We start from the raw sequence: 26,698 nt of genomic DNA on the forward strand, positions 1-26,698 counted from the left end.
TCCTCGGTCAGTCGAAGGAGGCAGCGTGGGAGAAGCGTTCGCGGATGGAGGCGGACGCGGCGGCGAAATCGGGATGCGACATCACGTCCATTGCACGGGGGCGTGGCAGGTCGATCGTCAGCACGCGCTCCAGCGTGCCGGGGCGCGGCGACATCACGAAGACGCGATCCCCGAGGAACACCGCCTCGGGAATGGAGTGCGTGATGAGGACGACCGTCTTGCCGCTCTCCATCCAGATGCGCTGCAGCTCCAGGTTCATGCGCTCGCGCGTCATGGCGTCCAGGGCGCCGAAGGGCTCGTCCATCAGCAGGATCTTGGGATCGTGCAGCAGCGCCCGCGCGATCGAGGCGCGCTGCTGCATGCCGCCGCTGAGCTGGCGTGGCAGCTTGTGCTCGAAGCCCTCGAGCCGCACCATGGCCAGCAGCTGCATCGCACGGTCGCGCGCCTGCTTGAACGGAATGCCCAGCACCTCGGCCGGCAGCATGACGTTCTCCAGGATGGTGCGCCACGGCAGCAGGATCGAACTCTGGAACACCACGCCGACGTCGCGTCGCGTGCCGTGGATGGGTTGTCCGTCGAGGGTGACCCGCCCGATGTCGTAGTCGAGCAGGCCGGCCAGGATGCGAAGCAGCGTGCTCTTGCCGCAGCCACTGGGCCCCACGATCGTGACGAAGCTGCCCTGCTCGATGCTGCAGTCGACATCCTTCAGCGCCAGCACGCCATCGCTGCCGTCGCCGAAATGCTTGGAAAGGCCCTCGATGCGGATGTAGTCGGGGCGTCCGCGGGCCCGTTCGGGGTTCGTGCTCATGCCTTGGCTCCTTCAGGGTGGAGGAAACGAACGATGTGCTGGGCCAGCACCTGCGGCGCCTGCAGTGCCGTGACATGGCCCACGCCGGGCAGCAACACGGTGTCCGCGTTCCGGATGCGCCCAGCCATGGACAGGGTGACGCCGGGCGGCACCACGCGGTCGAGTTCGCCGGCGAGCACCAGCGTCGGCGCGACGATGTCGGCCACCCCTCGCTCCAGCGTGGTGCGCACGGTGGCGCCGCGCCGTGCCGAGCGGACCGATGCCGGCAGCGCGCCGGCGAACAGGCGGCGCAGCTCCGGGCGCGTGCGCAGGAAGTCCTCGGGAAAGAACCAGGTGGCCAGTTCCTCCGCCGTGGAAGGCAGACCGGCGCGCAGCGCGGCCAGCCGGGGCGCATCGGGACACAACTCCTCGTAGGGGCGCGGCAGCGGCCAGGTGCTGCCGAGCACGAGGTGGTCGACCGCGCGCGGATGCAGCAGCGCGAGCGCCTGTGCCACACGCCCACCGAAGGACGAGCCGAACACATGGGCGCGCCGGAAGCCCAGTGCCTGCAGGAGCTGCTGCGCATCGCCGGCCAGGTCGGCCAGGGTGGCAGGACGCTCTGGCGCCTCGGTCTCGCCGCAGTCGCGCTGGTCGTACGCGATCACGGTGAAATGCGGCGCGAGCAGTGGCACCAGCGCGCTGAACATCTGCCTCGATGCCTCGGCGCCGTGCATGAGCAGCAGCGCGTCGCCTTTGCCCTCGACATCGCAAGCGATGCGCGTCTCGCCGGCCTGGACGAAGCGGGTCATGCCGTCGCTCCCTCTTCCTGGTCCATCCAGAAGGTCATCTCGATGCGCAGGCCGCGTGGATCGTGCAGGAAAAGCTGGTGGATCGCCCAGCCAGGGATCGGCGCCTCGGTGAAGTCGACGCCTGACGCGCGAAGGTGCGCGCGCATCTCCGCCAGGCCACGCGCGCGAAACGAGATGTGGTCCACATGGCCGGTGGCCGGCAGGGCGGGGGCGTCGGCGCTCTCCAGATGAGCGTAGAGATGGACGATGGGCTGCCCATCGGCGTAGAGCCACGCGCCGGGCGCCGGGATGTCGGGCCGCGCGCCCACAACCAGCCGCATGACGCGGGTGTAGAAGTCCGTCAGCGGCGGCAGCTCGTCAGGCGTGCAGCGGATCGTGAAGTGGTGCAGAGAGTGAACAGGCATGCGGGAGCTCCTGGGTCTGCGGCGCGCTCAGGCGCTGAGGGCGGCGTGCGCCGACTGGTCGGTGGGTTCGAAGTGATAGCTCAGTGCCGGTGCGATGGGGACCCACCGGGCCGCTGCCAACGCCAACAGCCGGAATTTCAAGACCTGCACCGGGTGCCATCGCGCGGCGGTGCCGAAGACGTTGAACGTCGCGTAGCAGAGCGGCCCCTGCATGAGAGGCACGTTGACCACGCTGCGCAGGCCGAAAGCCCGCATCTGCTCGAAGTCGTCAAAGTGTTTGGCCAGCTCAGCTTCGCCCTCACCGATGAAGGGGCGGCCCTCGACGAACAGGCGATGTGTCCAGCGCGTGAGCGTCTTGCGCTTGGTGCCATTCACCGGAAAAGTGCCCGACGCGGAGGAGTAGAAGCGCCGCAGCAGCACCTGGCCGGGTGCGTCGTCCGCGCATGTCACGTTCTGCTGGATGCTGAAGATGCCGCCGCCCGCGATCCGGTCGCGGCAGGCGTCGATCAGCGCCAGCGCCTGCGGCGCGTCGGTCGTAGCCGCCAGCATGTCGAGAAATTCGGCCGTGACGGCGGAAGGGGCGGTCGTTTCTTGCGCTTGCATGCAAAAAGTCTAGGACCGCGAATTCACCAAAATGAAATAAATTCTGATGAACCGATAACCGTCAAGTTATGGCCATGCCGAGTGCAAGAGACCCCGCCACCGAGCTGCATCACGCCCTGCTGTCGCGCCTGAAGCTTCGGCAACTGGCACTGCTGCAAACCATCGACCGTCACAGGTCCCTCGGCCGTGTCGCCGCCGAAATGCAGCTGAGTCAGCCGGCGATCACCAAGGCCCTGCACGAGATCGAGGACATCTTCGGCAGTGCGCTGTTCGTGCGCAGCGCCCGCGGGATGACGCCGACGCCCGTCGGCGACGCCGTGCTGCACTACGCACGCCGGTGGCTGGCAGAACTCGAAGCCACGACGCGTGTGCTGACCTCGATCGGAGCGGGCCGCAGTGGCCGCCTGCGGCTGGGCCTGACGCAGCAGGTGCCCCAGCAGCTGATGTCTGCCGCGCTGACGCACCTGCTCGACCGCTCGCCGCGCATCTCGGTGGTGGTGCGCGAAGGCACCACCGATGAACTGGTGGCGAACGTTCTGGCGCGCGAGATCGACTGCGCCATCGGACGCTCGTATGACGGCGATGCCGGCGGGCTCGTCCAGCAGGCCATCTACGCGCAGGAGCCCTGCCTGATCGTTGGCGCACGCAACGTGAAGCGGCTCTCGCGCGGGCCCCTCGATTGGGCGAAGCTCGCGCAGCTCGACTGGATCCTCCCGCCCCCCAACACGCCCATGCGCCGCACCTACAACGCGGTGTTCGTCGGAGCCGGCGTGCAGCCGCCCTTGCCCATCCTGGAGACGACCTCGCTTCGCAGTATCGAGACGGTGTTGCGCCAGGAGCCCAACGCCGTCACGATCTTCGCGCGCGATGTGATGGAGGAAATGGCAAGAGCCAGCGGGTGGGCGGCGCTGCCCTACCGCCTGAACTGGAGCCTGCCACCAGTGAGCTTCTTCACGCTCGAGGACCTCGACGGCCATCCTGCTGTCCAGGCGCTGCGTGAAGTCGTGGTCGCCACCGCCCGGCGCATGAAGCAGCAGCCTGCCTGATGGTCAGCTGTACGGCCGCTAGGCGGCCGTACCCCGCGCTGCCGTCCTCAGGCGCCCGGTGCCGGCCCGGTGTAGCGTGCACGCGGCCGGATCAGCGTGCCCGTGGCCTGCTGCTCCAGCGCGTGGGCGATCCAGCCCACGGCACGCGCCAGGGCGAACAGCACCAGTGGGGCATGCGTCGGCAACCGGTGCGCGGTGGTGAGGGCGGCGAGCGCGAAGTCCACGTTGGCCTTCTCGCCCATCAGACGCTCGCCCGCCTCCCGCAGCTCGGCATAGGGCGCAGGCAGGTCGATGTGGGCAAGCAGCGCCTGGCACCGCACATCGCCTTGCGGATAGAGCGGATGGCCGAAGGCCGGCAGCCGCCGGCCCAGCGACAGCCATTCGTGCATCGCCGCGTCCACGCCCTCGCGCTTGGCCGCGCGGACGAGGCCCAGCGTGGCGCGGGCGGCGCCACCATGCAAAGGACCGCTCAGCGCCGCCAAGCCAGTCAGCACGCTGGCGGCCAGCGAGGCGCCGGTGGAGGCCGTGACCCGCGCCGCGAAGGTGGAGGCATTGAGTTCGTGGTCCGCCAGCAGCACCAGCGCGCGCCGGATCAGGTCGGCCGCCTTCGGCCGGCGCCAGGCGGCGGCCAAGCGCTCGTGCACGCGCTCGCCGCGCGACGGGCCGGCCAGTGCATCGGCCAGCAGGCCCATGAGCCCTGCTGCTTCATGGAGCAGTGCGGGGCGGCCCCGGCCGCGTGCTGGCGGATCGGCCGCGGCACGCGCCGCCAGCGCCGTCATCGCGGTCGCGAGTGGGGCGGCGGACGAAGCCGGTGCGCCTGGTGATGCCGGCGAGGCAAAGGGATGCGCCGGCCCGTCCCACAGTAGCGCGGACACCTGCTCCAGCGTGCCCTCTTCTGCCAGCGCACAGGCATCCTGCCCGCGGTAGTAGAGCCGCCCGGCCACCTCCGTCGAGAGGCCCGAGGCCAGCACCGGTTCGCCCCACTGGATGGCCTCCCCTGCCAGCACCGCGTCGCTGCGCCGGCCCTGCCGGCGCGCGGCCAGGCGCTGCACGTCGTCGCGGTGGTAGAGGCTGCGCCGCGGGTCGGCCGTGTCGGCCCGCGTGCGGATGCGACCGCGGCTCACGTTGGCATAGAGCGTCTGCGGACGCACTTTCAGCAAGGCCAGGGCATCGGCGGCAGGCAGCCACAGCGGGAGCTTCTCGGCAGCGGTCATGTTGATGAAATGAATCAAGATTGACGTCAACATTGTGCGGTTTCCACAATGCCTCGCATCCCCAACGACACACGAAAGGCTGCGACATGACGGACGACGACAACGGGCTCGAGGGCGTGGTGGCGGCCCACACGGTGCTGTCCGAGGTGGACGGCGCTGCGGGCCGGCTGGTGCTGCGCGGCCATGCGCTGGACGACATCGCTGGCCGCTGGCGCTACGAAGAGGTTCTGGCGCTGCTCTGGCAGGACTTCTTCGCGCAGCTGCCTGCGGCGCCGGAGCTGGCCCTTGCGCTGGGCCATGCGCGCACCGACGTCGCGGCCCTGCTGCGCGCGGACGATCGCGCCACGCTGTCGGCCCTGACGCCGCTGGAAGCCATGCGCGCCCTGCTCGCCCGCGTGCCCGATGGCGACGACCTGTCCACGGCCCTGCGCCTGGTGGCGGCGCCCGTCGTCTTCACGGCGGCGGTGCTGCGCTGGAAGGTGGGCGAGCCGGCCCTTGTGCCCGAGCCCGAGGCTTCCCATGCGGCCGACTTCCTGCGCATGGTGTCTGGCCGGCCGGCCACGTCGGCCCAGGCGGCGGCGCTCGACGCCTACCTGGTCACGGTGGCCGACCACGGCCTCAACGCCTCCACCTTCGCGGCGCGTGTGGTCGCGTCCACGGGCGCGGGCCTGGCCTCGGCCGTGCTCGCGGGCCTGAGCGCGCTCAAGGGCCCGCTGCATGGCGGCGCGCCGGGGCCGGTGCTGGACATGCTCGACGCCATCGGCCATGCCGATGCGGCCGCGGGCTGGCTGGAGGCCGCGCTGGACCGTGGCGAGCGGCTGATGGGCTTCGGCCACCGCATCTACCGCGTGCGCGACCCGCGGGCCGACGCGTTGAAGAAGGCCCTGCGTGGCCTCGCCCAGGCCGGCGGCGTGGAGGCCGGCCGCGTCGCGCTGGCCGAGGCCGTGGAGCGCGCCGCCCTCGCCTCGCTGCAGGCCCGCAAGCCGGGCCGCGTGCTGGAGACCAATGTGGAGTTCTACACCGCCCTGTTGCTCGAAGCCGTGGGCCTGCCGCGCGAGGCCTTCACCGCCGTCTTCGCGGCCGGGCGGGTCGGTGGCTGGGTGGCGCATGCGCGCGAGCAGGTGCAGCGCGGGCGGCTGATCCGGCCGCAGTCGGTGTACGTCGGGCCAGCACCCACGGTCGTCGCCCGGGCGGCCGAGCCGGCCGCGGTCTGACGGCGACGGCGCGAGGCCGCGCGGCGTGCCATGGGGCCCGGCGTCTTTGGCATCGCCGAAGCCAACGCCCCTTAGACTCCGCGCCCCGTGTCGACCCCCGCGCATCCGGCGCTCGGTGGCATGGGCGGCAGAAAGCGAACCATGGCCCCATCCGACCCGTACGATCCCGAGCTCGTCCCCACCCACACCACGGTCGCCGCGCGCTCTGTGGCGGCGTGGGTGCAGCGGCACTACGGGCTGGCCGTCGAGCACTGTGCGCTGATCCGCCGCGGGCTCAACGACAACTACGCCCTGCGCGTGGCGGGCGGCGCCCGGCATGTGGCGCGGCTCTACACCCTCCGCCCACGGGGCCCGTTCAACGTCGAGTTCGAGACCGCACTGCTCGCGCACCTGCAAGGCCGCGGGGTGGGCGTGGCTGCTTCCGTCGACACGGCGGCGGGCAGCTCGCATGTGCGACTGCAATGTCCCGAAGGCGAGCGCGCGCTGGCACTCTTCCACCACGTCGAAGGCGCGGTGCCGGACGCCCTGGACGAGTTCGCCGCGACCGGCGAGGCGCTGGCCCGCCTGCATGCCGCGGCGCGCGACTACGCCGGGCCGCCCAGCCTCTACCCACTCGATGGCCACGGCATGGCCGGCCGGACGCTGGCCTGGCTGCGGGCCTACCCGGGCCTCGACGCCGGCGTGCTCGCCAGCTACGAATCGCTGATCGGCGCCCTGCTGGAGGAGCTGGCCGCGGCCGAGCCCACGCTGACCCGGGTGCTGTGCCATGGCGACACCCATGGCTTCAACAACCATGTGGCGGCCGACGACGCGGGCGGCAAGCGCGCGGTCTTCTTCGACTTCGACGATGCCGGCCCGGGCTTCCTGGCCTACGACCTGGGCGTGATGCCCTGGTCCTATCTGTTCCGCAAGGGCCTGCGCGAAATCGACGACACGCTGCGCGAGCGCTGGGCGCACTACCTGCCCGGCTACCGCGCTGCCGGCGGCGTGGTCACCGAGGCGGACCTGGCGGCCCTGCCGCTGTTCATCCAGCTGCGCCATCTCTGGAACCTGGGCGAGGCCGTCGGCCGCCTGCACCATTGGGGAACCAGCGCGGCGCCCGAGGACTGGCTGCGCAAGCAGGTCGAGGTGATGGCGGCCTGGAAGACGCTGGATCTGGGCCCGGCGTCTGCCGACAGCGGGGTGGGCCCGCCCGTGTGACGATGCCCGTCATGCGCCCGACCGACGCCACCGTCCGCCTCGCCATTGCCGACCTGCTGTCGCAACGCGCGGCCGAGGCGACGGTGTGTCCGTCGGAAGTGGCCCGTGCCCTGTCGGCCGAGGACTGGCGGCCACTGATGCCGCAGGTGCGTGCCGTGGCCCTCGACATGGCCCGGCAGGGCCGGCTGGAGATCCGCCAGCGTGGCCAGGCGCTGTCGCCGGACGCCGAACTGCGTGGCCCGATCCGGCTGGGCCGCGCGGCATCGACCACCTCCGCCGAAACCGACACGGCAGGACATCCCAGCACGCCCGACGGCCGCTACTTCGTCGTGCGCGGCCGGCTGTGGCGCAAGGCCAATCCAGGCCTGCCGCAAGAGGAACGCGACGCCCTGGTGCGGCAACTGATGGACGCCCGCCGCGCCCTGCGCGGCCGCCGCTCCGAAGCCGAACGCCGGGCCGCGCGCGAGCAGGTGGACCAGACCAAGCGCGCCCTGGGTGAGCGCGGGCCCGTGTGGTGGACCGACGGCGCGCCCGACTTCAACCGCCGCATGGCCCGCAACACGCCCTACCGCGACTGGTTCGCCGCGTTGCCGGAAGGTTGAGCCGGACGCAGCCCCAGCCACAGCAGCGCCGCGGCGATCAGCGCCAGCGGCAGCAGCGAGCCCAGGTTCAGCAGCGTCCACCCGCGCGTGGTGACCAGCGCACCCGACGCGAAGGAGGTGCCCGCCAGCACGGCGAACTGCAGGAAGTTCATCGCCCCCTGCGCCCGGTTGCGCTCCTGCGGCGTGTGCGACTGCAGCGAGAGCGTGGTGCTGCCGGTGAACAGGAAGTTCCACCCCACGCCCAGCAGGAAGAGCGCGATGGTGAAGTGGTGCAACTCCACGCCCGACAGCGCGATGGCCACGCACAGCATGTTCAGCACCACGCCCGTGCCCATGATCGGCAGCGTGCCGAAGCGCTGGATCAGGTGGCCGGTGAAGAAGCCGGGCGCGAACATGCCGATCACATGCCACTCCAGCACGAAGGCCGCGTCCGAGAAGGGCAGGCCGCACTGCTGCATGGCCAGCGGCGTGGCCGCCATCAGCAGGTTCATCACGCCATAGGCCAGCGCGCCGCCCATCGCCGCAACCAGGAAGGTGGGCTGGCGCAGCAACTGCGCCACGCTGCGGCCGGCCGAGGCCGACGAAGCGGCCAGCGGCGGCGGAAAGCGCATCAGGGCCAGCAGGCCCATGGCCAGCAGCGCGACGACGGCCAGCGCCAGGTAGGCGCCGACGAAGGGCGCGGCCGTCAGGTCGCGCGTGCGGGCAGCCAGGTTGGGCCCGACGATGGCGCCGATCAGACCGCCCGCCATCACGTACGACACCGCCTTGCTGCGCATGGCCGGCGCGCACAGCTCGGCCGAGGCGAAGCGGTAGAGCTGGCCATTGGCCGAGTAGTAGCCGGCCAGCAGCGTGGCGGTGCACAGCAGCCAGAACTGCCGCGTCCAGGCCGCGAAGGCACACAGCAGGGCCGAGCCCAGCGCCACCGCCAATCCCAGCGCAAAGCCGGCCTTGCGCCCGAAGCGCCCCTGCACCCAGGCCACCGGCGCGGTGAACAGCGCGCCGCCCACCACATAGCCCATCACCGGCAGCGTCGCCATCCAGCCGTAGGGCGCCAGCGCCAGCCCCACCAGGCCGTTGATGGCGATGAAGGTCACGTTGTTGGTGAGGAACAGCCCCTGCAGGGCCGTCAGCAGCCAGAGGTTGCGGTTCATCGTGCCGCCGGTTCTGCTTCGAGCAGCTTCACCAGGCTGTGCAGCAGGCGGTTCAGCGGCACCGGCACGCCCAGCGCATCGCCGCGGCGCACCACGTAGCCGTTGATGTGGTCGATCTCGGTGGGCTTGCCGCGCATCAGGTCCTGCGCGGTGGAGGAGAACTGCGCCGGCATGGTGGCCGCGATGGCGTCCACCGCCGCATACGGATCGCCCGGCACTTGAACGCCATCGGCGCGGGCCACCGCCAGGCATTCGTCGGCGATGGCACGCAGCGTCGGCAGCATGCCCGGCGCCGGGTAGAGCACGCCGTAGGGCTGGCGTGCGATGGCCGACAGCGCGTTGTAGGCGGCGTTGAGGATCAGCTTGGCCCACAGCGCGCCGATGGCCTGCGCCGACACCTCGGTGGGCACGCCGGCGGCCTCCAGCAGGGCCGCGACATCGGCGCTGCGCGCCGATGGGCCGATCACCAGCTCGCCCCGGCCGTGGTGGCGCAGGTGGCCGGGGCCTTCCATCTCGGTGGCGACATAGACCACGGCCGGCACCACCGTCTGCTGCGGCAGCACGGCCTGCAGGCGCTCGGCGTTGTCCACGCCGTTCTGCAGGCTCAAAACCAGCGCACCGGGCGGCAGATGCGCGCGCATCTGTTCGCCCGCGGCCTCGGTGTCGGGCGACTTGACGCAGAACAGCACCAGGTCGGCGCCAGCGACGGCCTCGGGCCCGGTCGCGGCTTGCAGCGGCACCTGCTCGTCGAAGCGCGTGGTCTGCATGCGCAGGCCCCTGGCGCGCACCGCCTCCACATGAGCCTGGCGGCCGATCAGCACCACCGAATGGCCCGCGCGGGCCAGCATGCCCCCGTAGTAGCAGCCGACCGCGCCGGCGCCCATGACTGCGACCTTCATCCTTCGCTCCTTCGCATCCTCAGAAAACGGACAGCCCGGTGCGGGCCACGAACAGTTCGAGGGCCTTCATGCCCAGGTGCGAGTTGCCCGTGGCATCGAGCGCGGGCGACCATACGCACAGCGTCAGCCGGTCGGGCACCACGGCCACGATGCCGCCGCCCACGCCACTCTTGCAGGGCAGGCCGATGCGGAAGGCGAACTCGCCCGCCGCGTCGTAGGTGCCGCAGGTGAGCATCAGCGCATTGATGCGACGCGCCTGCCGCTCGGTCACCACCTGCTCGTCGGCATTGGCAGGATGGGCGCCGTCGCGGGCCAGGTAGCTGGCGGCGCGGGCCAACTGGCGGCAACTCAGGGCCAGCGCGCACTGGTGGAAGTACAGGTCCAGCACCTCGGCCACCGGATGGTCCAGCTTGCCGAAGCTCTTCATGAAATGGGCCAGGGCCAGGTTGCGGTGGCCAGTGGCCGCCTCGGAGGCGGCGACCTCCTCGTCGAAGACGACCGGCTCGCCCGCCAGGTGGCTCAGGAAGCCGCGCAGCGTGCCCCGCGCATCGGCGCCGTACAGCTCGACGATGCGGTCAGCCACGGCGATGGCGCCGGCATTGATGAAAGGGTTGCGCGGCTTGCCCTGCTCGCTCTCCAGCTGCACCAGCGAGTTGAAGGGATTGCCCGAGGGCTCCCGGCCGATGCGCGCCCACAGCTCGGCCTCGGGCATGTGCCGCATGGCCAGCGTGAGCGAGAAGAGCTTGGAGATGCTCTGAATCGAGAAGGGCACATCGCCATCGCCTGCCACGGCCTCGTGGCCGTCGCAGGTGCGCAGCGCGATGCCGAAGCGGCGGGCGTCCACGCGGGCCAGAGCGGGGATGTAGCTGGCGACCTTGCCCTCGCGCCCGGCCTCGGGCTGCAGGGTGTGGACGATGTCGTCGAGGACGGCCTGGAAGTCGACGGAGGTGGTCATCAATATGAAGCTGGGGGTTGTGGTGGCGCGGTCGTCAGCTCCTGCAAATCGAAGAAATTTTCTTCAATTTGCACGGCCGGGCTCAGCCCCGTCGGTTGAGCAGCACCAGCCCCACCGACACGCCCGCCAGTGCGGCCACCAGCTGCGCCGTCAGCGGCTCGCGCAGCAGCAGCACACCGAACAGCAGCGCGAACAGCGGCGTGAGGAAGGTGAAGGGCGAGATGCGGGTGGCCGGGTAGTGCCGCAGCAGCCACATCCAGGCCAGGTAGCTGGCGAAGGCGCCGATGAAGGTCTGGGCCGCGATGGAGGTCCAGGCATAGGCCGAATAGCCCAGGCCCCAGGTCTCGCCGCGCACCAGCGAGGCCACAGGCACCACCACGGCGGTGACGGCCAGTTGGTAGAACAGCGTCTTCTCGGCACTGGCCGTGGCCAGCCGGCTGCTGCGGATCACCAGCGTGGTCAGGCCCCACAGCAGGCCGGCCAGCAGGGCCAGCGCGTCGCCCCGCAACTGCCCGGGCTGGGCATGGCCCAGGCTTTCGCTGAAGGCCACCACCACGGCCGCGAAGGCCAGGGCCAGGCCGATCCACTGCACGCCCCGCAGCCGTTCGGCCGGCACCAGCCGCGGCAGCAGCAGGGCCACGAAGAAGGGCGAGGTGTAGAGGAAGACGGTGAGCCGCGAGGCGGTGGTCAGCTGCAGGCCCAGATAGATGCAGATGAACTCGCCGGAAAACAGCAGCCCTGCCAGCAGCCCGGCCGCCAGCGTCCCGTCGCGCCGGAACAGCGCCACGCCGCGCACCGCGCACCACAGCAGCAGCAGCACGGTGGCCCCCACCATGCGCAGCGTGGCCTGCCACATGGGCGGTACTTCGGCCACGGTGGTCTTGATGAGGATCTGCTGCAGGCCCCAGAACGCACAGCAGGCGACGAGGATCAGGAGGGCACGGGTGTCGAGGTGGTCTTTGCGATCGGTCATGCAGCGGGCGGTGTTGTCTCGGCGGTCTTCTGGGGTCAGCCGCCGATCCTAGCCCGCGGGGCTAAATGCTGCTGGGCGCGTGCAGGGCCTGCGCGCGGTGCGCGTCCGACGTGGCATGCACCCGCTGGATGGGCGCGCGCGCCACGTCGCGCCGGGCGATGGCGGCCACCTCGCGCATCAGCGCCCGGGCGTCCCAGTCCACCGGCCAGCCCTGCCACAGCCGCAGCGCGCCCTGCACGAAGACGGCGTCGATCTGGTCGCGGTTGGCAAAGCGCACCAGCTCCCAGCCCAGGTCCCAGCTGGGCACGAACTCGGGCACGTCCACGTCCAGCAGCAGGAAGTCGGCCGCATGGCCGGCCTCGATGCGGCCGGTGATGTGGCCCAGGCCCGCGGCGCGCGCGCCTTCGTGCGCGGCATGGTCCAGCCAGGTCCAGCCACCGCCGCAGGAGGAGTCGCCCTTGGCGATGCCCTGCGTCAGGCGCTGCGCCATCTCTGCCGCGTCCATCAGCCGCAGCGCATCGGCGCGGGTGCCGTCCGTGCCCAGGCCGAAGGGCACGCCCAGCATCTGCAGGAGGCCGGCGTCGAGCACGGCATTGCCCTTCCAGGCGCTGGCCACGGGGTTGTAGGCCACGGCGGCGCCGCTGTCCCGCAACAGGCCCAGCTCGCGCGGCGTGAGCAGCGTGGCGTGGGCGAGCAGCCCGCTCTCGTTGAGGGCGCCCACGGCATGCAGCAGTTCCAGCGGACGCAGGCCGCGCGCCACCAGCGAGCGCTCGACGGCGGCCAGGTGCTCGTTCACATGGGTCTGGAAGCGCGCGCCGGCCTCGCGGGTGAGCGCCGCGACGTCGTGCAGCATGCGGTCGGTGGCGGCCTCGGGGATGGAGATGGCCAATGACGGATGCACCAGCGGGTCGTGCTCGTGCGCCGCCAGGAAGCCCGCCGCGCGGTCGAGGATGCGGCGCGCGCCAGCCTCGCCCTCGGTGTTGTCGGCGTCGTTGCAGATCAGGCCCAGCACGCAGCGGATGCCCACCTCGCGCGCAGCCCGCGCCACGCCGCCCAGGCCCTCTTCGGAACGCGTGCCGGCATCGACCACGGTGGTGAAGCCGCCGCGCAGCGACTCCAGCGCGGCCAGCTTGGTCGACAGGTAGGCGGCGTGCTCGTCCAGCACGCCTTCCATCGGCACCCAGATGCGGCGGAAGATCTCCGAGGGCTCGCCGAAGGCCAGCGACTTGCCGAAGGCCTGCGTGAGGTGGGTGTGGGTGTCGATGAGGCCCGGCATCAGCAGATGGCCGGGCATGTCCTGCACCGGCAGGCCGGGATGCGCGGCGCGCACCTCGTCGACGGGGCCAACCTGCGTGAAGCGGCCGTGTTGCACGGCCACGGCCAGGCCCTGCTTCATGCCGTCCGGCTGCAGCAGCTGGCCGGGGGCGATCAGGAGGGGCGCGTCGCCGGCGGCTTGGAGGGATTCGGGAGAGAGCATGGAACGGCAAGGCCTGCGACGGCCGCTTTCACTTCAGGATCAACACGGCAAACCAGCCGCCGGTGGCGAGCAGCAGCACGGCCACGGCCCGCTGCAGTTGTGCGACCGGCAGGCGCCGCGCCGCGCGCTGGCCGGCCAGGCTGCCGATCATCAGCAGCAGGCCGCACATCAACGCCAGGCGCCAGTCGAGCCGGCCGGCCAGCGCATGCACGGTGCTGGCCGAGATGGCCACGGGCAGTTGCACCGCTTGCGCCGCCGCCACCGCGAAGACCAGCGGCTGGCGCAGCAGCATCAAAAGCGGCAGCAGCAGCACCGGGCCGCCGGTACCGGTCAATGCGGAGCCGAGGCCCACGACGGCGCCCAGAGCGGTCAGCGGCGCGGCACCGAGCATGGGCGCCGACGCCGCACTGGCCCCGGCCGAAGGCCGCAGCCCGCGCCAGCCTGCCAGCAGCACCAGTGCCGTCACGCCGGCGAGCAGCACCTGCACCGGCAGCCAGCGCACCACCAGCGCGCCGACCACGGCCCCGCCCAGCGCACCCGCCAGCAAGGGCAAGCAACGCCGTGCCAGTTCGGGCCGCTGCCGCAGCGGCCCCAGTGCCACCAGCGCCGGCAGAAAGAAGGCCAGCGACGAGGCCGCGATGGCCTGCGGCGCCACGATGCCGCCCAGCGTGGTCAGCAGCGGCACCACCAGCACGCCACCGATGCCCGTTGCGCCGATCAACGCGCCGGCCACCAGCAGCAGCGGCGCGACGATCCAGGCGTGGGCGATCAGCGGCATGCGGTGCTTCTGTTCATTCAGCCTTGATGCCGGCCTTGGTGACCACGTCCTGAATGGTCTGGCGCTCCTTCTTCAGGTAGTCGCCGAAGGCCGGGCCGGTGGTCACGACGGGGCGCACGGCGATCTCGCCCAGGCGGCGCACCACCTCGGGGTCCTTCATCGTGGTCTGGATGGCCTCGGCCAGCTTCGCGGCGACCGGCGCCGGCACGTTGGCGGGCGCCAGGATGCCCAGCCATGAGTCGAGCTCGAAGCCCTTGAGCGCCGGCGTCTCGGCCAGGGCCGGCACCTGCGGCGCGATGGGCGCGCGGGCGGCGGAGGTGACGCCCAGGCCCTTGACCTTGCCGTCCTTGATGAAGGGCAGCGCCAGCGACAGCGGCAGCACCGCCAGGTCCAGCTGGCCGCCGGCCACGTCGGTCAGCACCTGCGGGCCCGACTTGTAGGGCACATGCACGATGTCGATGCCGGCGCGCTGCTTGATGAGCTCGGCCGTCACGTGCAGCGAAGTGCCCACGCCGTCGGTGCCGAAGTTCAGCTGCGCCGGATGAGCCTTGGCATAGGCGATCAGCTCGGCCGTGTTCTGTGCCGGCAGCTGCGGCTTGCCCACCAGCACGAAGGGCGAGAAGCCGACGGTGGCGATGGGCGCGAAGTCCTTGAAGGTGTCGTAGCGCACGGCCGAGGGCGCCACCAGCGGCGCCACGTTGAGCGGGCTGGCCACGGCGAACAGCAGGGTATAGCCGTCGGCCGGCGCGCGGGCGGCCTTCTGCGTGCCGATGGTGCCGGCGGCGCCGGCCACGTTGTCGATCACCACGGGCTGGCCGAGCACCTCGCCCAGCTTGGCGTTGATGAGGCGGGCCGTCGCATCGACGCCGCCGCCGGCCGCGAACGGTACGATCAGCGTGACCGGTTTGGCCGGCCAGGCCTGGGCCTGTGCGGCGCCGGGCAATGCGGCCAGGGCCATGCCCGCCGCCAGGGCGGCAGCCAGGGTGCGGCGGGTGAAGCTCAGGGAATGGGCGGTGCGGGCAGGACGGGCCATGGTCGTTCCTCGTTCGGTGGCGTTGAAGGATGGAAGAGCACCTTGACGGTGCGAGAATCTACTCGTTATGACAAGTTATAACAAGCGATGCAAGCGGCATGCCAGCCATGCGGAAGGGCCGCGCCTTGGCTGAGATTCCCCAGTCGCTGCACGCCCGCCTGCGCGATGAGTTGCGTGCCTCCATCCTCGACGCCCGACTGAAACCGGGCGACAAGCTGCCCTCCGAATCCGAGCTGCAGGCGGCCCATGGCGTCAGCCGCATCACCGTGCGCCAGGCGCTCGGCGCGCTGCAGGCCGAGGGCCTGATCGTCAAGCTGCACGGAAAGGGTGCATTCGTCTCGCACCCGAAAGCGGCGCAGAGCCTCAATCGCCTGCAGGGCCTGAACGAGGCGCTGGCCGCCGAGGCGCGCGCGGTCAGCAACAAGCGCCTGGCCTGGCGCGAGGTGCGGGCGCCGGCCGCCGTGGCGCAGAAGCTGGGCCTGCCGGGCAACACCACCGTCTACCACCTGCAGACCGTGCGCTACCTGGCGCGCGAGCCGCTGTCGGTCAACAACTCCTGGCTGCTGGCCACGCTGGGCGAGCGCCTGTCGCGGGTGGACTTCTCCCAGCGCGACCTGATCGACGTGTTCGAGCACGAGGGCGGCGTCGCCGTCGGGCGCGCCGACCTGGAGATCGGCGCTGGCACCGCCCGCGCGGCGGATGCCCGCCTGCTCAAGCTCGAAACCGGCGCGCCCGTGCTGGAGGTGGAACGCGTCGTGCATGACCAGACCGGCACGCCGGTGCATGTGGAAAGCGCCGTCTACCGCGCCGACACCTTCCGCTACCGGCTGAGCCTGCAACGCTAGACGGGCCCGCCAACCTGCCTGCGTGGCCCCCCGCGTCACGATTGCCTGCCGACCTTCCTCAACGCCTTTGCCCGTCGCCATGACCGCTGCCTCCACCATCCCCGTCATCGACATCGCCGCCCTCGCCTCGCCCGACGCCGACGCGCGCCGCCGCGTGGCGGCCGAGGTGGGCGCCGCCTGCCGCGACATCGGCTTCTTCGCCATCACCGGCCACGGCGTGCCGGCCGAAGTGATCGACGGCGCCTTCGCCGCCAGCCGCGCGTTCTTTGCCCAGCCGGTGGCCGACAAGGCCGCGCTGGCCTATGCCACGCTCAGTCACAACCGTGGCTACGTGGGCATGGGCGTGGAGGCGCTGGACGAGAAGCGCGGCGCCGACCAGAAGGAGGCCTTCAACCTCATCTGGACCGACGAGGCCACGCGCCCGCCCAATGCCTGGCCCGCCCTGCCCGGCTGGCGCGCGCCGGTGCAGGCCTACTTCGATGCGGTCTTCGCCGCCGCCACGCGGCTGCATGCGGCCTTCGCGCTGGACCTGGGCCTGCCCGAGGACTTCTTCGCCGACAAGATCGACCAGCCCCTGGCCACGCTGCGCCTGCTGCACTATCCCGCCGGCGCGGCGGCCGACGCCGGCGTGGGGGCCGGGGCCCACACCGACTACGGCAACGTCACCCTGCTGGCCACCGACGGTGTCTCGGGCCTGCAGGTGCAGGGCCGTGCCCGCGACGAATGGATCGACGTGCCGCCGCTGCCCGGCGCCTTCGTCTGCAACATCGGCGACTGCCTGATGCGCTGGACCAACGACGTCTACCTGTCGACGCCCCACCGGGTCGTACGGCCGGCGGCCGAGCGCTACTCGATCGCCTTCTTCCTCGACCCCAACCCCGATGCGCTGGTCAGCGCCATCCCCAGCTGCGTGCCGCCGGGCGAGACGCCGCGGCATGCGCCCGTCACGACGCAGGCCTACCTGCAGGCCCGTTTCGCGGCCACCTACGGTGCTGCCGCGACCGTGCCGGCGGCTTGACAGGCGCATGCGTCGGCTGCCGCCGGGCCGCAGCGGCGCGGCCTGGCTCCAGCCCCTCCCGCGGGGGCTGACGCTGCCGAGCGCAGCGGCGCGGGCCGCGGCCGGCCACCGCGGCCGGCCGGCACGCGGCATGATGCGGCACCTTCTTCGACACGGTCCCCTGTCATGACGCCTGCGCTCCACGCCCTGTTCGACGCCCAGCACGCCGCGAGCCGCGCCCAGCCGGAGGCGGCGCTCCCGCTGCGCCGCGATCGCCTGCTACGGATGCGCGGCCTGCTCCAGCAGCATGGCGCGGCGCTCGCCCAGGCGGTGCAGGCCGACTTCGGCGTGCGTTCCGCTCCACTGACCGAGATCGCCGACATGCTGCTGCTGCGCGAGGGCGTGGCCGACGCGCTGCGGCACCTGCGCGCCTGGTCCCGCCCGCGGCGGGTGCGCACGCCGCTCACGCTGCAGCCGGCACGCGCCTGGATCCAGCGCCAGCCGCTGGGCGTGGTGGGCGTGCTCTCGCCCTGGAACTATCCCCTGCTGCTTTCGCTGGGCCCGGCCGCCTCGGCGCTGGCAGCGGGCAACCGGGTGATGCTCAAGCCCAGCGAGCGCACGCCGCGCACCTCGGCGCTCACGGCCGAGCTGGTGGCGCGCCACTTCGAGGCCGACGAGTTCTGCGTCATCAACGGCGACGCCGCGCTGGCGGCGGAATTCGCCGGACTGCCCTTCGACCATCTCTTCTTCACCGGCTCCACCGCCGTGGGCCGCCACGTGGCCGCGGCGGCGGCGGCCAACCTCACGCCCACCACGCTGGAGCTGGGTGGCAAGTCGCCCTGCGTCATCGACCCGTCCTGCCGCATCGACGAGGCGGCGGCACGCATCGCCCACGGCAAGCTGCTCAACGCGGGGCAGACCTGCATCGCGCCCGACTACCTGCTCGCGCCGGCAGCGATGCACACGGCGCTGGCGGACGCGCTCGAGCGGGCCGTGCAGCGCATGTTCCCGGCCGTGGGCGGCAATCCCGACTACACGGCGCTGATCGATGCCCGCCATGCCGAGCGGCTGGAACGCCTGGTGGCCGAGGCCGTTGCGCGCGGCGCCCGCGTGCGGGTGCTGGGCACCGACGGCGTCGACGCGCGGCAGATGGCGCTGCGCCTGGTGCTGGGCGTCACGCCCGACATGGCTCTGATGCAGGAAGAGATCTTCGGGCCGGTGCTGCCCCTGCTGGCCTGCGAGGACGCCCCGCAGGCGGTGCGCTTCATCAACGACCGTCCGCGGCCCCTGGCGCTGTACTGGTTCGGCGAGGACCGCGCGGCGCGCGATGTGTTGTTGCAGCAGACCACCAGCGGCGGCGTGACCGTCAATGACACGCTGGTGCACATTGCCCATCCCCGTCTTCCCTTCGGCGGCGTGGGCGACAGCGGCTGGGGTGCCTCGCATGGCGAGGCCGGCTTCCTGCGCTTCACGCACGAGAAGGCGGTGCTGGCGCAGTCGCGCTGGTCGCTGGGCGGTCTGCTGCATCCGCCCTACGGGCCGCGCACCGAGCGGCTGCTGGCCGCGATGCGCCGGCGCGGCTGACGCCGGCCCGGACGCCAGCCAGGACGCCGGCCGGCGTTTCACTGCAGCTTTTGGAGCCCCGGGGGCCGTTCAGGCTGAGCCTGTCGAAGCCCGCTCCAAAGGCGCCTTCGCCCGACCCTCGACGCCCTGGGGATGCGCTTCACCAATCGGCGCGCGCATCCGTGAAGCGCATCCCTAGAGCGGATGTTCGGTATAGAAGCGCCCGCCGTGGAACAGCAGCGGCGCCACACCGGCCCGGTGGGCGCAGCGCTCCACCTCGCCCACGAAGATGACGTGGTCGCCCTCTTCATAACGGCTGCGGTTGAAGCATTCGAAGCTGGCCACGCAGCCCTCCAGCACGGGCGCGCCGGCCACGCCCGGTGCCCAGTCCACGCCCTCCCAGCGGTCCACCCCGCGTGCGGCGAAGCGCTCGGCCAGCGCCTTCTGGCTGGCGGCCAGGATGTTGACCGCGTAGTGCGAGCCCGCGCTGAGGTCGGGCATCGAACCCGCGCTGCGCGCCAGGCTCCACAGCACCAGCGGCGGCGTCAGCGACACCGAGTTGAAGGAGTTGGCCGTGAAGCCCACCAGCCGTCCATCCGCGGCCCGCGCCGTGATGATGGTCACGCCGGTGGCGAACATGCCCAGGGCGGCGCGGAACTCGGCGGCGGAAAAGTCGGGCGCTTGGGCCTGGAGGGGTGCGGTCACGGAAGAGGGCCTGGTGGCGGGAGGCGGTCGGCCGGCATTGTCCCGCAGGCCGCTTGCCGGGGGCGGTGACAGGGTCGGGCAGGCCCGGCGCCTCACCCGAAGAACCAGTAGCAGACGGCGACCGCGGCGCCGACACCGGCCAACTCGGCCAGCAACGCGCAGCCCACCGCGTGCCGCGCCCGCTGGATGCCCACCGCCCCGAAGTACACCGCCAGCACGTAGAAGGTCGTCTCGGTGCTGCCCTGGATGGTGGCGGCCACCAGGGCGGGGAAGCTGTCCACGCCGTGGGTCTTCATGGTCTCGATCAGCAGCGCCCGCGCCGCACTGCCCGAGAAGGGCTTGACCAGCGCGGTCGGCAGCGCATCGACGAAGCGCGTGTCCCAGCCCGTCTGCGCCACGCACCAGCGGATGCCGTCCAGCAGCAGGTCCAGCGCGCCCGAGGCCCGCAGCAGGCCGATGGCGCAGAGCATGGCCACCAGGTAGGGCAGCAGGCCCTTGGCCACGTCGAAGCCTTCATTGGCGCCCTCGACGAAGCGGTCGTACACCGCCACCCGCCTGAGCGCACCGACCACGAGGAAGGCGATGACGACGCCGAACAGCACCAGGTTGCCCGTCAGCGACGAGAGCTGCGCCAGCGCCTGCGCCGACAGCGTGGCCAGCAGCGCCATGAAGCCCGCCAGCAGCGCCGCGCCGGGCAGCAGGTAGGCCAGCACCACCGGGTCCCACAGCTTCAGGCGCTGCACCAGCGCCACCGACAACAGCCCCACCAGCGTCGACGCGCTGGTCGCCAGCAGGATGGGCAGGAAGACCAGCGTCGGATCGGCCGCGCCCTGCTGCGCGCGGTACATGAAGATGGTCACCGGCAGCAGCGTGAGCGAGGACGCGTTGAGCACCAGGAACAGGATCTGCGCGTTGCTGGCCGTGTCGGGCCGTGGGTTGAGCGTCTGCAGCTCGCGCATGGCCTTCAGGCCGATGGGCGTGGCCGCGTTGTCCAGGCCCAGCGCATTGGCGGCGAAGTTCATGGTGATGAGGCCCAGCGCCGGATGGCCCGCCGGCACCTCGGGCATCAGCCGCCGGAACAGCGGTCCCAGCGCCCGCGCCAGCAGCGCCACCAGGCCGGCCGCCTCGGCGATGCGCAGAAAGCCCAGCCACAGCGTGAGCGTGCCGAAGAGCAGCAGCATGATCTCCACCGACAGCCTGGCCATGGCGAACAGCGCCTCGACCATGGCGGCGAAGACCGTCGCGTCGCCACCCACCAGCCAGCGCGAAAAGCCCGCCACGGCGGCGACGAGGAAGAAGGACAGCCACAGGCCGTTGAGCATGGGTGGGAGGCGCGCCGGGGGCGGAGGATAGGCAGGAGCGGGGCATCATAGGAGGCGCCTTGGCCTCTGGGCCTCTGGGCCTATGACGCAGCGGCCCTCGGCGCTGCGCCAGGCTCAGGCCGGGTCGCTGGCCGGCGGCGCCTCGCCGAAGCGCCCGTGCCGCCCCGCCCCCGCCGCAAAGCGCGCAGCGCCCGCCTCACCTTCGGCAAAGAACACCGGCACGCCGTTCGCGCCCTCCTGCCGCAGTGCCTCGTCCAGCGGCAGGTCCCACTGCGCATAGGCGGAGCGGCGGTCGGCCCGCATGCATTGCTGGGGAAAGGCCGCCAGCTCGCGCGCCCAGGCCTGGGCGGCGGTGAGGGCGCTGCCGCGCGGCACGACGCGGTTGACCAGGCCCATGGCCAGCGCCTCGTCGGCAGGCACGGGCCGGCCGCTGAGGATCAGGTCCATCGCCCGGCCCATGCCGATCAGGCGCGGCAGCCGCACGGTGCCGCCGTCGATCAGCGGCACGCCCCAGCGGCGGCAGAAGACGCCCATCACGGCGTCGTCGGCGGCCACGCGCAGGTCGGCCAGCAGGGCCAGCTCCAGCCCGCCGGCCACGGCATAGCCCTCGATGGCGGCGATCAGCGGCTTGGCCAGCGCCATGCGCGTCGGGCCCATGGGGCCGGGGCCCTCCCCGCGGGCATCCAGCGCATTGCGCGCTTCGGGGTCGGTGGCGGCCGCCAGGTCGGCGCCGGCGCAGAAGTGGCCGCCCGCGCCGGTGAGCACCGCCACGCGCAGCGCGTCGTCGGCCTCGAAGCGTTCGAAGGCATGTCGCAGCGCTTCGGCGGTGGCGCCGTCGACCGCGTTGCGCTTGTGCGGGCGGTCGAGGGTGATGGTGCAGACGGGGCCGTCGGCGGCGTAGTGCACGCTGGCTGGCGGCGGGGATGACGAGCGATCGGTCATGGGCAGGACTCCTGTTCGAAAAGGACCGCGGCCGGCGCCGTGCTGATGGTGGCACCCGGCAAGAAGACTTGTTCCGTTCGCCCTGAGCCCGTCGAAGGGCAGAGCGGCGCGCCTGCCATGCGTTCGCATTCCCATGAGCGCGTCCTCGGCGACGCCCTACCGCACCACCCCCGCCTGCCGCGCCAGCGCCACGGCCTGCGTGCGGCTGCGGGCGCCGAGCTTGAGGTTGATGTTGCGCAGGTGCGTGCGCACGGTGCTGTCCGAGACGAACAGTTTCTCGGCCATGGCCGCGTTGGAGTAGCCGGCGGCCAGCAGCTCCAGCACGCGGATCTCCTTGCGGGTCAGCGGCTCGGCCAGCGGTGCGGGCGGGGCGTCGCCGGCGGCGGACTCGTCCTCGTGCACCTCGCCGAAGGCGGCGGCCAGGCGCGCCACATGGTCGGCATAGATGGGCCCGGCCTCGTCCAGCCGGGCACGGTCGGCCTGCAGGGCGCGCAGCAGCGGCGCCAAGGCAGGTCCCTCGTCCAGCAGCAGCCGCACGAAACCTTCGCGCGCCGTCTCGGCCAGCACGACGGCCAGCACCGCCTGCGCCTCCGCCGCGGCACCTGCGCGCGCCTGGGCCAGCGCCAGCAGCACGCGCAGCTTGAGCGCCCGGTGCCGCCGGGCCAGCGTGTCGGCCTCGGCGATGGCGGGGGCCAGCGCCTGCCGCACGGCCTCGGCGTCGCCGAAGCGCAGCTGCCAGCGCCAGCGGCCGATGGCGATGTCGTCCACCGGGTGGGCCGGCAGGTTGAGGCGGCGCACGCGGTCCCACACGGCGGCATCGTCGGCGCGCTCCAGCATGTCGGCAGCGGCATCGCGGTTGCCCTGCAGCATCAGCAGGCGCGCATGCTCCAGCTTGGCGCTGGCCACCACGCGCGGCAGCTGGCGGTCGTGGCCCAGGTATTCCAGCTCGGTCAGCAGCTGGAAGGCGCTGTCCACGTCGCCCTGCAGGAAGGCGATGCGCGCGCGCATGCGGTAGGCCGCGATCACGTGGTCGGGCAGCCCGACGTCGCGGGCCAGCGGCAGGTACACGCTCAGCAGGTGCTCGGCGCCGGCCAGGTCGTCGCCTTCGTACAGCACGCCGGCATGCAGCACGCCGGCCCAGGCATTGCCCTGCGTGGGGTTGTACGAGGCGCTGCGCGGCGTGGCGGACAGGGCCACGCGAAAGCGCGCGGCGGCCTGGCGCAGCCGGCCCTCGGCCAGGTCGAGCACGCCTTCCATGGCCTCGGTGTACATGCGGTTGAAGATGCTGCCGGCCTGGCTGCGGCGCGCGGCGTCGAGCAGGCGATGGGCCTCGTGCTGCTCGCCCATCACCGAAACGATGTAGGCCATGGCATTGGCCAGCGCGCTGTCGGCGAAGGCGCGGCAGGTGGGCAGCCGCCGCAGGTTGGCATGGCCGACGGGGTAGGCGTCCTCGGGATGGTCCATCATGGCCAGCAGCAGCGGCTGCAGGCCGTTGACGTGGGCGCGCACGGCGGCGTCCTCGCTGGTCTCGCAGCCGCTGGCCTGCAGCCGCTGCAGCGCCTGCCAGGGTCCGCGGGTGAAGCATTCGGCCCAGGTGGCCACCATCTGCAGCAGCGGCTGGCCGGCCAGCTGCTCGGGCGGCAGCGCGGCGAACCAGCGGTCGAGCAGGCGCATGCGGCCTTCCTCCAGAAAGCGCTCGGCATGGCGCGCGAGCAGGGCCAGCGCATGCGGATGGTCCCCGCCATCGATGGCATGGTCGATGGCGGGCACCGGCCGGCCCTGGGCCTCGTACCAGCCCGAGGCCGCCAGGTGCAGCCGTGCCACGTCGCCGGGCCGCTCGCGCGCCAGCTGGCCGCGCAGGAAGTCGGCGAACAGGCTGTGGTAGCGGTAGCTGCGGGCATCGCTGGCCAGCGGCGCCAGGAAGAGATGGCCGGCCTCCAGCTGCGCCAGCAGCGCCGCGCAGTCGGCCCGCGGCGCCACGGCGGCGCAGACCTGCGCGTCGAGCACGCGCAGCACGCTGGTGCGCAGCAGGAAGTCGCGCACCTCCTCGCTCTGCTGGGCGAGCACGTCCTCGGCCAGGTAATCGGCCACGGCGCGGTCGGAGCCCGAGAAGCGCTCGACGAAGTCGCTGCCCGCGGCGCCATGCCGTTGCAGTGCCAGCGAGGCCAGCCACAGCGCGCCGGCCCAGCCCTCGGTCTTGGCCAGCAGGCGCTCCAGCGTGTCGCGCGGCAGGGCTTCGCCACGCAGGCGGAAGAACTCCTCCGCCTCGGCGGCCGAAAAGCGCAGCAGGGCGGCATCGATCTCCAGCAACTGGCCGCGGGCCCGCAGCCGGCCCAGGCCCAGGTCGGGCAAGCTGCGCGAGCCGATCACCAACTGGCCCTGGCGCGGCAGGCCGTCGAGCAGCTGCCGCACCAGCCCGATGACGGCAGGCGACTGCAGCACCTCGAAGTCGTCGAGAAAGAGCGCGAAGGGCAGTGCGTCATGACCCAGGGCCGCGATCGGGTCACCCAGGCCGCTGCCCGGGGCGGGCTCGATGCCCAGCGCCTGCACCGCCGCGCCCAGGCCCTGCAGGAAACGCGGCACGTCGTTGTCTGCGCTATCCAGGGTGAGCCAGGCGGTGGCGATGCCCTCGGCCTCGAAGCGGTCCCGCATCTGGCGCATCGCCGTGGTCTTGCCGAAACCGGCCGGCGCGCGCACCAGCAGCAGCCGCGCGCGGGCCGCCTCGTGCACCTGCCGCGCGATGGCTTGCCGCAGCACCTGCGCCGCGGGTGGCGCGGGCGGGCTGAGCTTGGCGGGCTGGACGGGCACGGAAGGCGACGGGGCGGACATGGGACGAGGCGGCGCGCGTGGCGCGGAGTGACAAGGGGCCGCGCGGTGGCGGCCGGCCACTTTCGTCGGTTTGGACGATGGCCGCAAGAAGGGGCGATTCCTAGACTGCCCCCGGCTTTCAGGCCCGAGACACCCAGGAGACAACACCGTGTTCGAAGGAAACAGCATCCGCCTGCAACCCCTGGCCGACGGGCTGGTGGAGCTCGTCTTCGACCGCCGCGGCGAGGCCATCAACAAGTTCGACGCCCGTACCGTCGCCGAGCTGCGCGAGGCGGTGGCCGTGCTCGCGGCCGACACCGGGCTGCAGGGCGTGCTGATCACCAGCCCCAAGGACGTGTTCATCGTCGGCGCCGACATCACCGAATTCGGCGCCACCTTCCAGCAGAGCGCCGAGGCCATCACGGCCGGCGTGCGCCGCAGCAACGATGTCTTCGTCGCGCTGGAAGACCTGCCCGTGCCCACCGTGGCCGCCATCAACGGCTATGCGCTGGGCGGCGGGCTGGAGCTGGCGCTGGCCGCCACGCTGCGGGTCATGTCCACCGCCGCCCAGGTGGGCGTGCCCGAGGTCAAGCTCGGCCTCTTTCCCGGCTTCGGCGGCACGGTGCGGCTGGCCCGCGTGGCGGGGCTGGCGACGGCCATGCGCTGGGTCGCCACCGGCACGCCGGCCGATGCGCGCACCGCCCAGGCCGCGGGCGTGGTCGATGCCGTGGCCGAGCCCGAGGCGCTGCGCGACGCGGCCCTCGCCTTGTTGCGCCGCTGTGTCGCCGGCGAGGTGGACTGGCGCGCCCAGGTCGCGCGCAAGCACGCGGCGTTGCCCGGCGATGCCGAGGCCTTCGCGGCCACGGCGCAGCAGGTGTTGGCCGAGCTGGCTCCGCGCCTCGGCCGCCACCAGCCCGCCGCGCCCATGGCCCTGGCCATGATGGCCGAGGGCGCCTCGCAGCCGCGCGACGAGGCCCTGCGGCTGGAGGCCGAGGCCTTCGGCCGCGTCGCACGCACGCAGGCGGCGGCCTCGCTGGTGCGTACCTTCCTCAACGAACAGGCCGTGCGCAAGGCGGCGAAGAAGCAGGCCGCCGGTGCAAAGGCGCCGCCCCGGGCCGCCGTGCTCGGCGCCGGCATCATGGGTGGCGGCATCGCCTTCAGCAGCGCGCTGGCCGGCATTCCCGTGCGCATGAAGGACATCCGCGCCGACCAGCTCGATCTGGGCATGACCGAGGCCGCCAAACAGCTCGGCCGCCGCGTGCAGACCGGCCGCCTCGCGCAGGCCAAGGCCGACGCGGTGCTGGCCGCCATCACGCCGCAGCTGGACGATGCGGGCCTGGACGCGGCGGACCTGGTGGTCGAGGCCATCGTCGAGCGTCTGGAGGTCAAGCAGCAGGTGCTGGCCGCGCTGGAGCCGCAGCTGCGGCCCGATGCGCTGATCGCCACCAACACCTCCAGCCTGCGCCTGGCCGACATCGCCAAGCCGCTGGCCCGGCCGCAGAACCTGGTCGGCCTGCATTTCTTCAACCCCGTGCCGGCCATGCCGCTGGTCGAGGTCGTGCGCGGGCCGCAGACCAGCGACACCGCCGTGGCCGCCGCGGTGGCCTATGCCCTGGCCATGAAGAAGACGCCCATCGTGGTGGCCGACGGCCCGGGCTTCCTGGTCAACCGCGTGCTCACCGCCTACTTCAATGCCTTCAACGAACTGGTGGCCGAGGGCGTGGATTTCACCGCCATCGACCGCGCCATGGAGGCCTTCGGCTGGCCCATGGGCCCGGCCTGGCTCAACGACGTGGTGGGCATGGACACGGGCGCCCATGTGGGCGACGTGATCACCGCCGGCCATCCCGGGCGCATGCGCGCCATCGACGCCAACCCGGTGCACCGCATGGTGCGCGCCGGCCGCCTCGGCCAGAAGAGCGGCGCCGGCTTCTACCGCTACGAACGCGACGCCGCCGGCAAGCCCCGCCGCAGCGCCGACCCCGCCGCCCAGGCCCTGCTGGCCGACCTGTCGCCCGGCGGCTTCACGCCCATGGCCGACGAAGCCATCGTGGAGCGGCTGATGCTGCCTTTGCTGGCCGAGGCCATCGCCGCGCTGGAGGAAGGCAGCGTCGCCAGCGCCGCCGAGCTGGACATGGCCCTGCTGCTGGGCGTGGGCTTTCCGGCCTGGCTGGGCGGGCCGCTGCAGTACGCCGACTGGCTGGGTGCGGCCGAGTTGCTGCGACGGCTGGAGGCCCATGCCGCGCACGGCCCCGCCTATGCGCCGCCCGAACTGCTGCGGCAGATGGCGGCGCAGCAGCGGCGCTTCCACCCGCTCTGAACACACGCCTTCGCCTGCCGCCACTGCAGGCGCCCTTCACCACGACACAGG

24 protein-coding genes are annotated in these 26,698 nt (G+C 72.3%); 8 read left to right on the forward strand and 16 right to left on the reverse strand.

All coding sequences use genetic code 11. The features are described 5' to 3' along the window. Nucleotides 1-7: 7 nt before the first annotated feature. The 4 genes from L0984_RS10400 to L0984_RS10415 are packed head-to-tail and all read right to left on the reverse strand — an operon-like array spanning nucleotide 8 to nucleotide 2,603. On the reverse strand, nucleotides 8-808 hold the full coding sequence (locus L0984_RS10400; protein WP_017761082.1) for an ABC transporter ATP-binding protein: 801 nt from the start codon (nucleotides 806-808) through the stop codon (nucleotides 8-10). After that, nucleotides 805-1,596: an alpha/beta fold hydrolase gene (locus L0984_RS10405; RefSeq protein WP_234193607.1), complete on the reverse strand. Its 792-nt coding sequence runs from the start codon at nucleotides 1,594-1,596 to the stop codon at nucleotides 805-807. Before L0984_RS10405 ends, L0984_RS10400 begins: the two co-directional genes overlap by 4 nt. Further along, nucleotides 1,593-2,000, reverse strand: a complete 408-nt coding sequence (locus L0984_RS10410; protein ID WP_234193608.1) for a VOC family protein — start codon at nucleotides 1,998-2,000, stop codon at nucleotides 1,593-1,595. Before L0984_RS10410 ends, L0984_RS10405 begins: the two co-directional genes overlap by 4 nt. Before the next feature lie 27 nt (nucleotides 2,001-2,027). Further along, the gene (locus L0984_RS10415) at nucleotides 2,028-2,603 is read right to left on the reverse strand and encodes a GAF domain-containing protein (protein ID WP_234193609.1); all 576 of its coding nucleotides are present in this window, start codon (nucleotides 2,601-2,603) and stop codon (nucleotides 2,028-2,030) included. Between the two features lie 68 nt (nucleotides 2,604-2,671). Here L0984_RS10415 and L0984_RS10420 point away from each other — a divergent pair, with 68 nt between their 5' ends. Next, on the forward strand, nucleotides 2,672-3,649 hold the full coding sequence (locus tag L0984_RS10420; RefSeq protein WP_234193610.1) for a LysR family transcriptional regulator: 978 nt from the start codon (nucleotides 2,672-2,674) through the stop codon (nucleotides 3,647-3,649). A 47-nt stretch (nucleotides 3,650-3,696) separates the two neighbouring features. On the opposite strand, the gene L0984_RS10425 is transcribed toward L0984_RS10420, so the two are convergent. After that, nucleotides 3,697-4,863, reverse strand: a complete 1,167-nt coding sequence (locus tag L0984_RS10425) for a citrate synthase (protein WP_234193611.1) — start codon at nucleotides 4,861-4,863, stop codon at nucleotides 3,697-3,699. A gap of 86 nt (nucleotides 4,864-4,949) precedes the next feature. On the opposite strand from L0984_RS10425, the gene L0984_RS10430 reads away from it, so the two are divergent. The 3 genes from L0984_RS10430 (at nucleotide 4,950) to L0984_RS10440 (ending at nucleotide 7,879) form a co-directional block, all read left to right on the forward strand. Next, nucleotides 4,950-6,077, forward strand: a complete 1,128-nt coding sequence (locus L0984_RS10430; protein WP_234193612.1) for a citrate synthase/methylcitrate synthase — start codon at nucleotides 4,950-4,952, stop codon at nucleotides 6,075-6,077. Between the two features lie 141 nt (nucleotides 6,078-6,218). Next, on the forward strand, nucleotides 6,219-7,277 hold the full coding sequence (locus tag L0984_RS10435; protein WP_234193613.1) for a phosphotransferase enzyme family protein: 1,059 nt from the start codon (nucleotides 6,219-6,221) through the stop codon (nucleotides 7,275-7,277). An 11-nt stretch (nucleotides 7,278-7,288) separates the two neighbouring features. Beyond that, nucleotides 7,289-7,879 (forward strand): DUF3253 domain-containing protein, encoded by a 591-nt coding sequence (locus L0984_RS10440; RefSeq protein ID WP_234193614.1) that lies wholly within the window; start codon nucleotides 7,289-7,291, stop codon nucleotides 7,877-7,879. Here L0984_RS10440 and L0984_RS10445 read toward each other — a convergent pair. The 7 genes from L0984_RS10445 to L0984_RS10475 all read right to left on the reverse strand — a co-directional run bounded on the left by L0984_RS10445 (nucleotide 7,843) and on the right by L0984_RS10475 (nucleotide 15,145). Next, a complete protein-coding gene (locus L0984_RS10445) occupies nucleotides 7,843-9,030 on the reverse strand; it encodes an MFS transporter (RefSeq protein WP_234193615.1) in 1,188 nt (395 codons plus the stop codon). The two genes, L0984_RS10440 and L0984_RS10445, sit on opposite strands and share 37 nt — an antisense overlap. Continuing rightward, nucleotides 9,027-9,929: a 2-dehydropantoate 2-reductase gene (locus L0984_RS10450; RefSeq protein WP_234193616.1), complete on the reverse strand. Its 903-nt coding sequence runs from the start codon at nucleotides 9,927-9,929 to the stop codon at nucleotides 9,027-9,029. The genes L0984_RS10445 and L0984_RS10450 overlap by 4 nt, the downstream gene beginning before the upstream one ends. A 19-nt stretch (nucleotides 9,930-9,948) precedes the next feature. Then, on the reverse strand, nucleotides 9,949-10,884 hold the full coding sequence (locus L0984_RS10455) for a glutaminase (RefSeq protein ID WP_234193617.1): 936 nt from the start codon (nucleotides 10,882-10,884) through the stop codon (nucleotides 9,949-9,951). An 82-nt stretch (nucleotides 10,885-10,966) separates the two neighbouring features. Continuing rightward, a complete protein-coding gene (locus L0984_RS10460) occupies nucleotides 10,967-11,857 on the reverse strand; it encodes a DMT family transporter (RefSeq protein WP_234193618.1) in 891 nt (296 codons plus the stop codon). A 61-nt stretch (nucleotides 11,858-11,918) separates the two neighbouring features. Beyond that, a complete protein-coding gene (locus tag L0984_RS10465) occupies nucleotides 11,919-13,334 on the reverse strand; it encodes an amidohydrolase family protein (protein WP_234193619.1) in 1,416 nt (471 codons plus the stop codon). Nucleotides 13,335-13,362: 28 nt separating this feature from the next. Further along, a complete protein-coding gene (locus L0984_RS10470; RefSeq protein WP_234193620.1) occupies nucleotides 13,363-14,112 on the reverse strand; it encodes a sulfite exporter TauE/SafE family protein in 750 nt (249 codons plus the stop codon). Nucleotides 14,113-14,125: 13 nt separating this feature from the next. Then, a complete protein-coding gene (locus L0984_RS10475) occupies nucleotides 14,126-15,145 on the reverse strand; it encodes a Bug family tripartite tricarboxylate transporter substrate binding protein (RefSeq protein WP_234193621.1) in 1,020 nt (339 codons plus the stop codon). A gap of 125 nt (nucleotides 15,146-15,270) precedes the next feature. Here L0984_RS10475 and L0984_RS10480 point away from each other — a divergent pair, with 125 nt between their 5' ends. The 3 genes from L0984_RS10480 to L0984_RS10490 all read left to right on the forward strand — a co-directional run bounded on the left by L0984_RS10480 (nucleotide 15,271) and on the right by L0984_RS10490 (nucleotide 18,571). Continuing rightward, nucleotides 15,271-15,990, forward strand: a complete 720-nt coding sequence (locus L0984_RS10480) for a GntR family transcriptional regulator (RefSeq protein ID WP_234193622.1) — start codon at nucleotides 15,271-15,273, stop codon at nucleotides 15,988-15,990. Nucleotides 15,991-16,069: 79 nt separating this feature from the next. Further along, nucleotides 16,070-17,008, forward strand: a complete 939-nt coding sequence (locus L0984_RS10485; RefSeq protein WP_234193623.1) for an isopenicillin N synthase family dioxygenase — start codon at nucleotides 16,070-16,072, stop codon at nucleotides 17,006-17,008. Between the two features lie 165 nt (nucleotides 17,009-17,173). Next, nucleotides 17,174-18,571: an aldehyde dehydrogenase family protein gene (locus L0984_RS10490; protein ID WP_234193624.1), complete on the forward strand. Its 1,398-nt coding sequence runs from the start codon at nucleotides 17,174-17,176 to the stop codon at nucleotides 18,569-18,571. A 174-nt stretch (nucleotides 18,572-18,745) separates the two neighbouring features. Here L0984_RS10490 and L0984_RS10495 read toward each other — a convergent pair whose 3' ends face one another. The 4 genes from L0984_RS10495 to L0984_RS10510 form a co-directional block, all read right to left on the reverse strand. After that, nucleotides 18,746-19,255 carry a flavin reductase family protein gene (locus L0984_RS10495; RefSeq protein ID WP_017758556.1) on the reverse strand — a complete coding sequence of 170 codons (510 nt, stop codon included), beginning with the start codon at nucleotides 19,253-19,255 and terminating at the stop codon, nucleotides 18,746-18,748. Nucleotides 19,256-19,347: 92 nt separating this feature from the next. Beyond that, nucleotides 19,348-20,577: a nucleoside recognition domain-containing protein gene (locus tag L0984_RS10500; RefSeq protein ID WP_234193625.1), complete on the reverse strand. Its 1,230-nt coding sequence runs from the start codon at nucleotides 20,575-20,577 to the stop codon at nucleotides 19,348-19,350. A 114-nt stretch (nucleotides 20,578-20,691) separates the two neighbouring features. Further along, nucleotides 20,692-21,519 carry a crotonase/enoyl-CoA hydratase family protein gene (locus tag L0984_RS10505; protein WP_234193626.1) on the reverse strand — a complete coding sequence of 276 codons (828 nt, stop codon included), beginning with the start codon at nucleotides 21,517-21,519 and terminating at the stop codon, nucleotides 20,692-20,694. 156 nt (nucleotides 21,520-21,675) lie between these two features. Then, entirely contained in the window at nucleotides 21,676-24,348 is a 2,673-nt protein-coding gene (locus L0984_RS10510; protein WP_234193627.1) for a LuxR C-terminal-related transcriptional regulator, read from the reverse strand. Between the two features lie 148 nt (nucleotides 24,349-24,496). On the opposite strand from L0984_RS10510, the gene fadB reads away from it, so the two are divergent. Continuing rightward, nucleotides 24,497-26,647: a fatty acid oxidation complex subunit alpha FadB gene (gene fadB, locus L0984_RS10515; RefSeq protein WP_234193628.1), complete on the forward strand. Its 2,151-nt coding sequence runs from the start codon at nucleotides 24,497-24,499 to the stop codon at nucleotides 26,645-26,647. The last annotated feature ends 51 nt before the right edge of the window (nucleotides 26,648-26,698 follow it).

Source organism: Pseudacidovorax sp. NFM-22 (assembly GCF_021401245.1).
In the GTDB taxonomy this organism is placed as follows: Bacteria; Pseudomonadota; Gammaproteobacteria; order Burkholderiales; family Burkholderiaceae_C; genus Xenophilus.

What these genes read in the sequence shown, in the direction of transcription:
- L0984_RS10400 (WP_017761082.1), bottom strand. Translation starts at nt 808, where the DNA reads ATGAGCACGAACCCCGAACGGGCCCGCGGACGCCCCGACTACATCCGC.
- L0984_RS10405 (WP_234193607.1), bottom strand. Translation starts at nt 1,596, where the DNA reads ATGACCCGCTTCGTCCAGGCCGGCGAGACGCGCATCGCTTGCGATGTC.
- L0984_RS10410 (WP_234193608.1), bottom strand. Translation starts at nt 2,000, where the DNA reads ATGCCTGTTCACTCTCTGCACCACTTCACGATCCGCTGCACGCCTGAC.
- L0984_RS10415 (WP_234193609.1), bottom strand. Translation starts at nt 2,603, where the DNA reads ATGCAAGCGCAAGAAACGACCGCCCCTTCCGCCGTCACGGCCGAATTT.
- L0984_RS10420 (WP_234193610.1), top strand. Translation starts at nt 2,672, where the DNA reads ATGGCCATGCCGAGTGCAAGAGACCCCGCCACCGAGCTGCATCACGCC.
- L0984_RS10425 (WP_234193611.1), bottom strand. Translation starts at nt 4,863, where the DNA reads ATGACCGCTGCCGAGAAGCTCCCGCTGTGGCTGCCTGCCGCCGATGCC.
- L0984_RS10430 (WP_234193612.1), top strand. Translation starts at nt 4,950, where the DNA reads ATGACGGACGACGACAACGGGCTCGAGGGCGTGGTGGCGGCCCACACG.
- L0984_RS10435 (WP_234193613.1), top strand. Translation starts at nt 6,219, where the DNA reads ATGGCCCCATCCGACCCGTACGATCCCGAGCTCGTCCCCACCCACACC.
- L0984_RS10440 (WP_234193614.1), top strand. Translation starts at nt 7,289, where the DNA reads ATGCGCCCGACCGACGCCACCGTCCGCCTCGCCATTGCCGACCTGCTG.
- L0984_RS10445 (WP_234193615.1), bottom strand. Translation starts at nt 9,030, where the DNA reads ATGAACCGCAACCTCTGGCTGCTGACGGCCCTGCAGGGGCTGTTCCTC.
- L0984_RS10450 (WP_234193616.1), bottom strand. Translation starts at nt 9,929, where the DNA reads ATGAAGGTCGCAGTCATGGGCGCCGGCGCGGTCGGCTGCTACTACGGG.
- L0984_RS10455 (WP_234193617.1), bottom strand. Translation starts at nt 10,884, where the DNA reads ATGACCACCTCCGTCGACTTCCAGGCCGTCCTCGACGACATCGTCCAC.
- L0984_RS10460 (WP_234193618.1), bottom strand. Translation starts at nt 11,857, where the DNA reads ATGACCGATCGCAAAGACCACCTCGACACCCGTGCCCTCCTGATCCTC.
- L0984_RS10465 (WP_234193619.1), bottom strand. Translation starts at nt 13,334, where the DNA reads ATGCTCTCTCCCGAATCCCTCCAAGCCGCCGGCGACGCGCCCCTCCTG.
- L0984_RS10470 (WP_234193620.1), bottom strand. Translation starts at nt 14,112, where the DNA reads ATGCCGCTGATCGCCCACGCCTGGATCGTCGCGCCGCTGCTGCTGGTG.
- L0984_RS10475 (WP_234193621.1), bottom strand. Translation starts at nt 15,145, where the DNA reads ATGGCCCGTCCTGCCCGCACCGCCCATTCCCTGAGCTTCACCCGCCGC.
- L0984_RS10485 (WP_234193623.1), top strand. Translation starts at nt 16,070, where the DNA reads ATGACCGCTGCCTCCACCATCCCCGTCATCGACATCGCCGCCCTCGCC.
- L0984_RS10490 (WP_234193624.1), top strand. Translation starts at nt 17,174, where the DNA reads ATGACGCCTGCGCTCCACGCCCTGTTCGACGCCCAGCACGCCGCGAGC.
- L0984_RS10500 (WP_234193625.1), bottom strand. Translation starts at nt 20,577, where the DNA reads ATGCTCAACGGCCTGTGGCTGTCCTTCTTCCTCGTCGCCGCCGTGGCG.
- L0984_RS10505 (WP_234193626.1), bottom strand. Translation starts at nt 21,519, where the DNA reads ATGACCGATCGCTCGTCATCCCCGCCGCCAGCCAGCGTGCACTACGCC.
- L0984_RS10510 (WP_234193627.1), bottom strand. Translation starts at nt 24,348, where the DNA reads ATGTCCGCCCCGTCGCCTTCCGTGCCCGTCCAGCCCGCCAAGCTCAGC.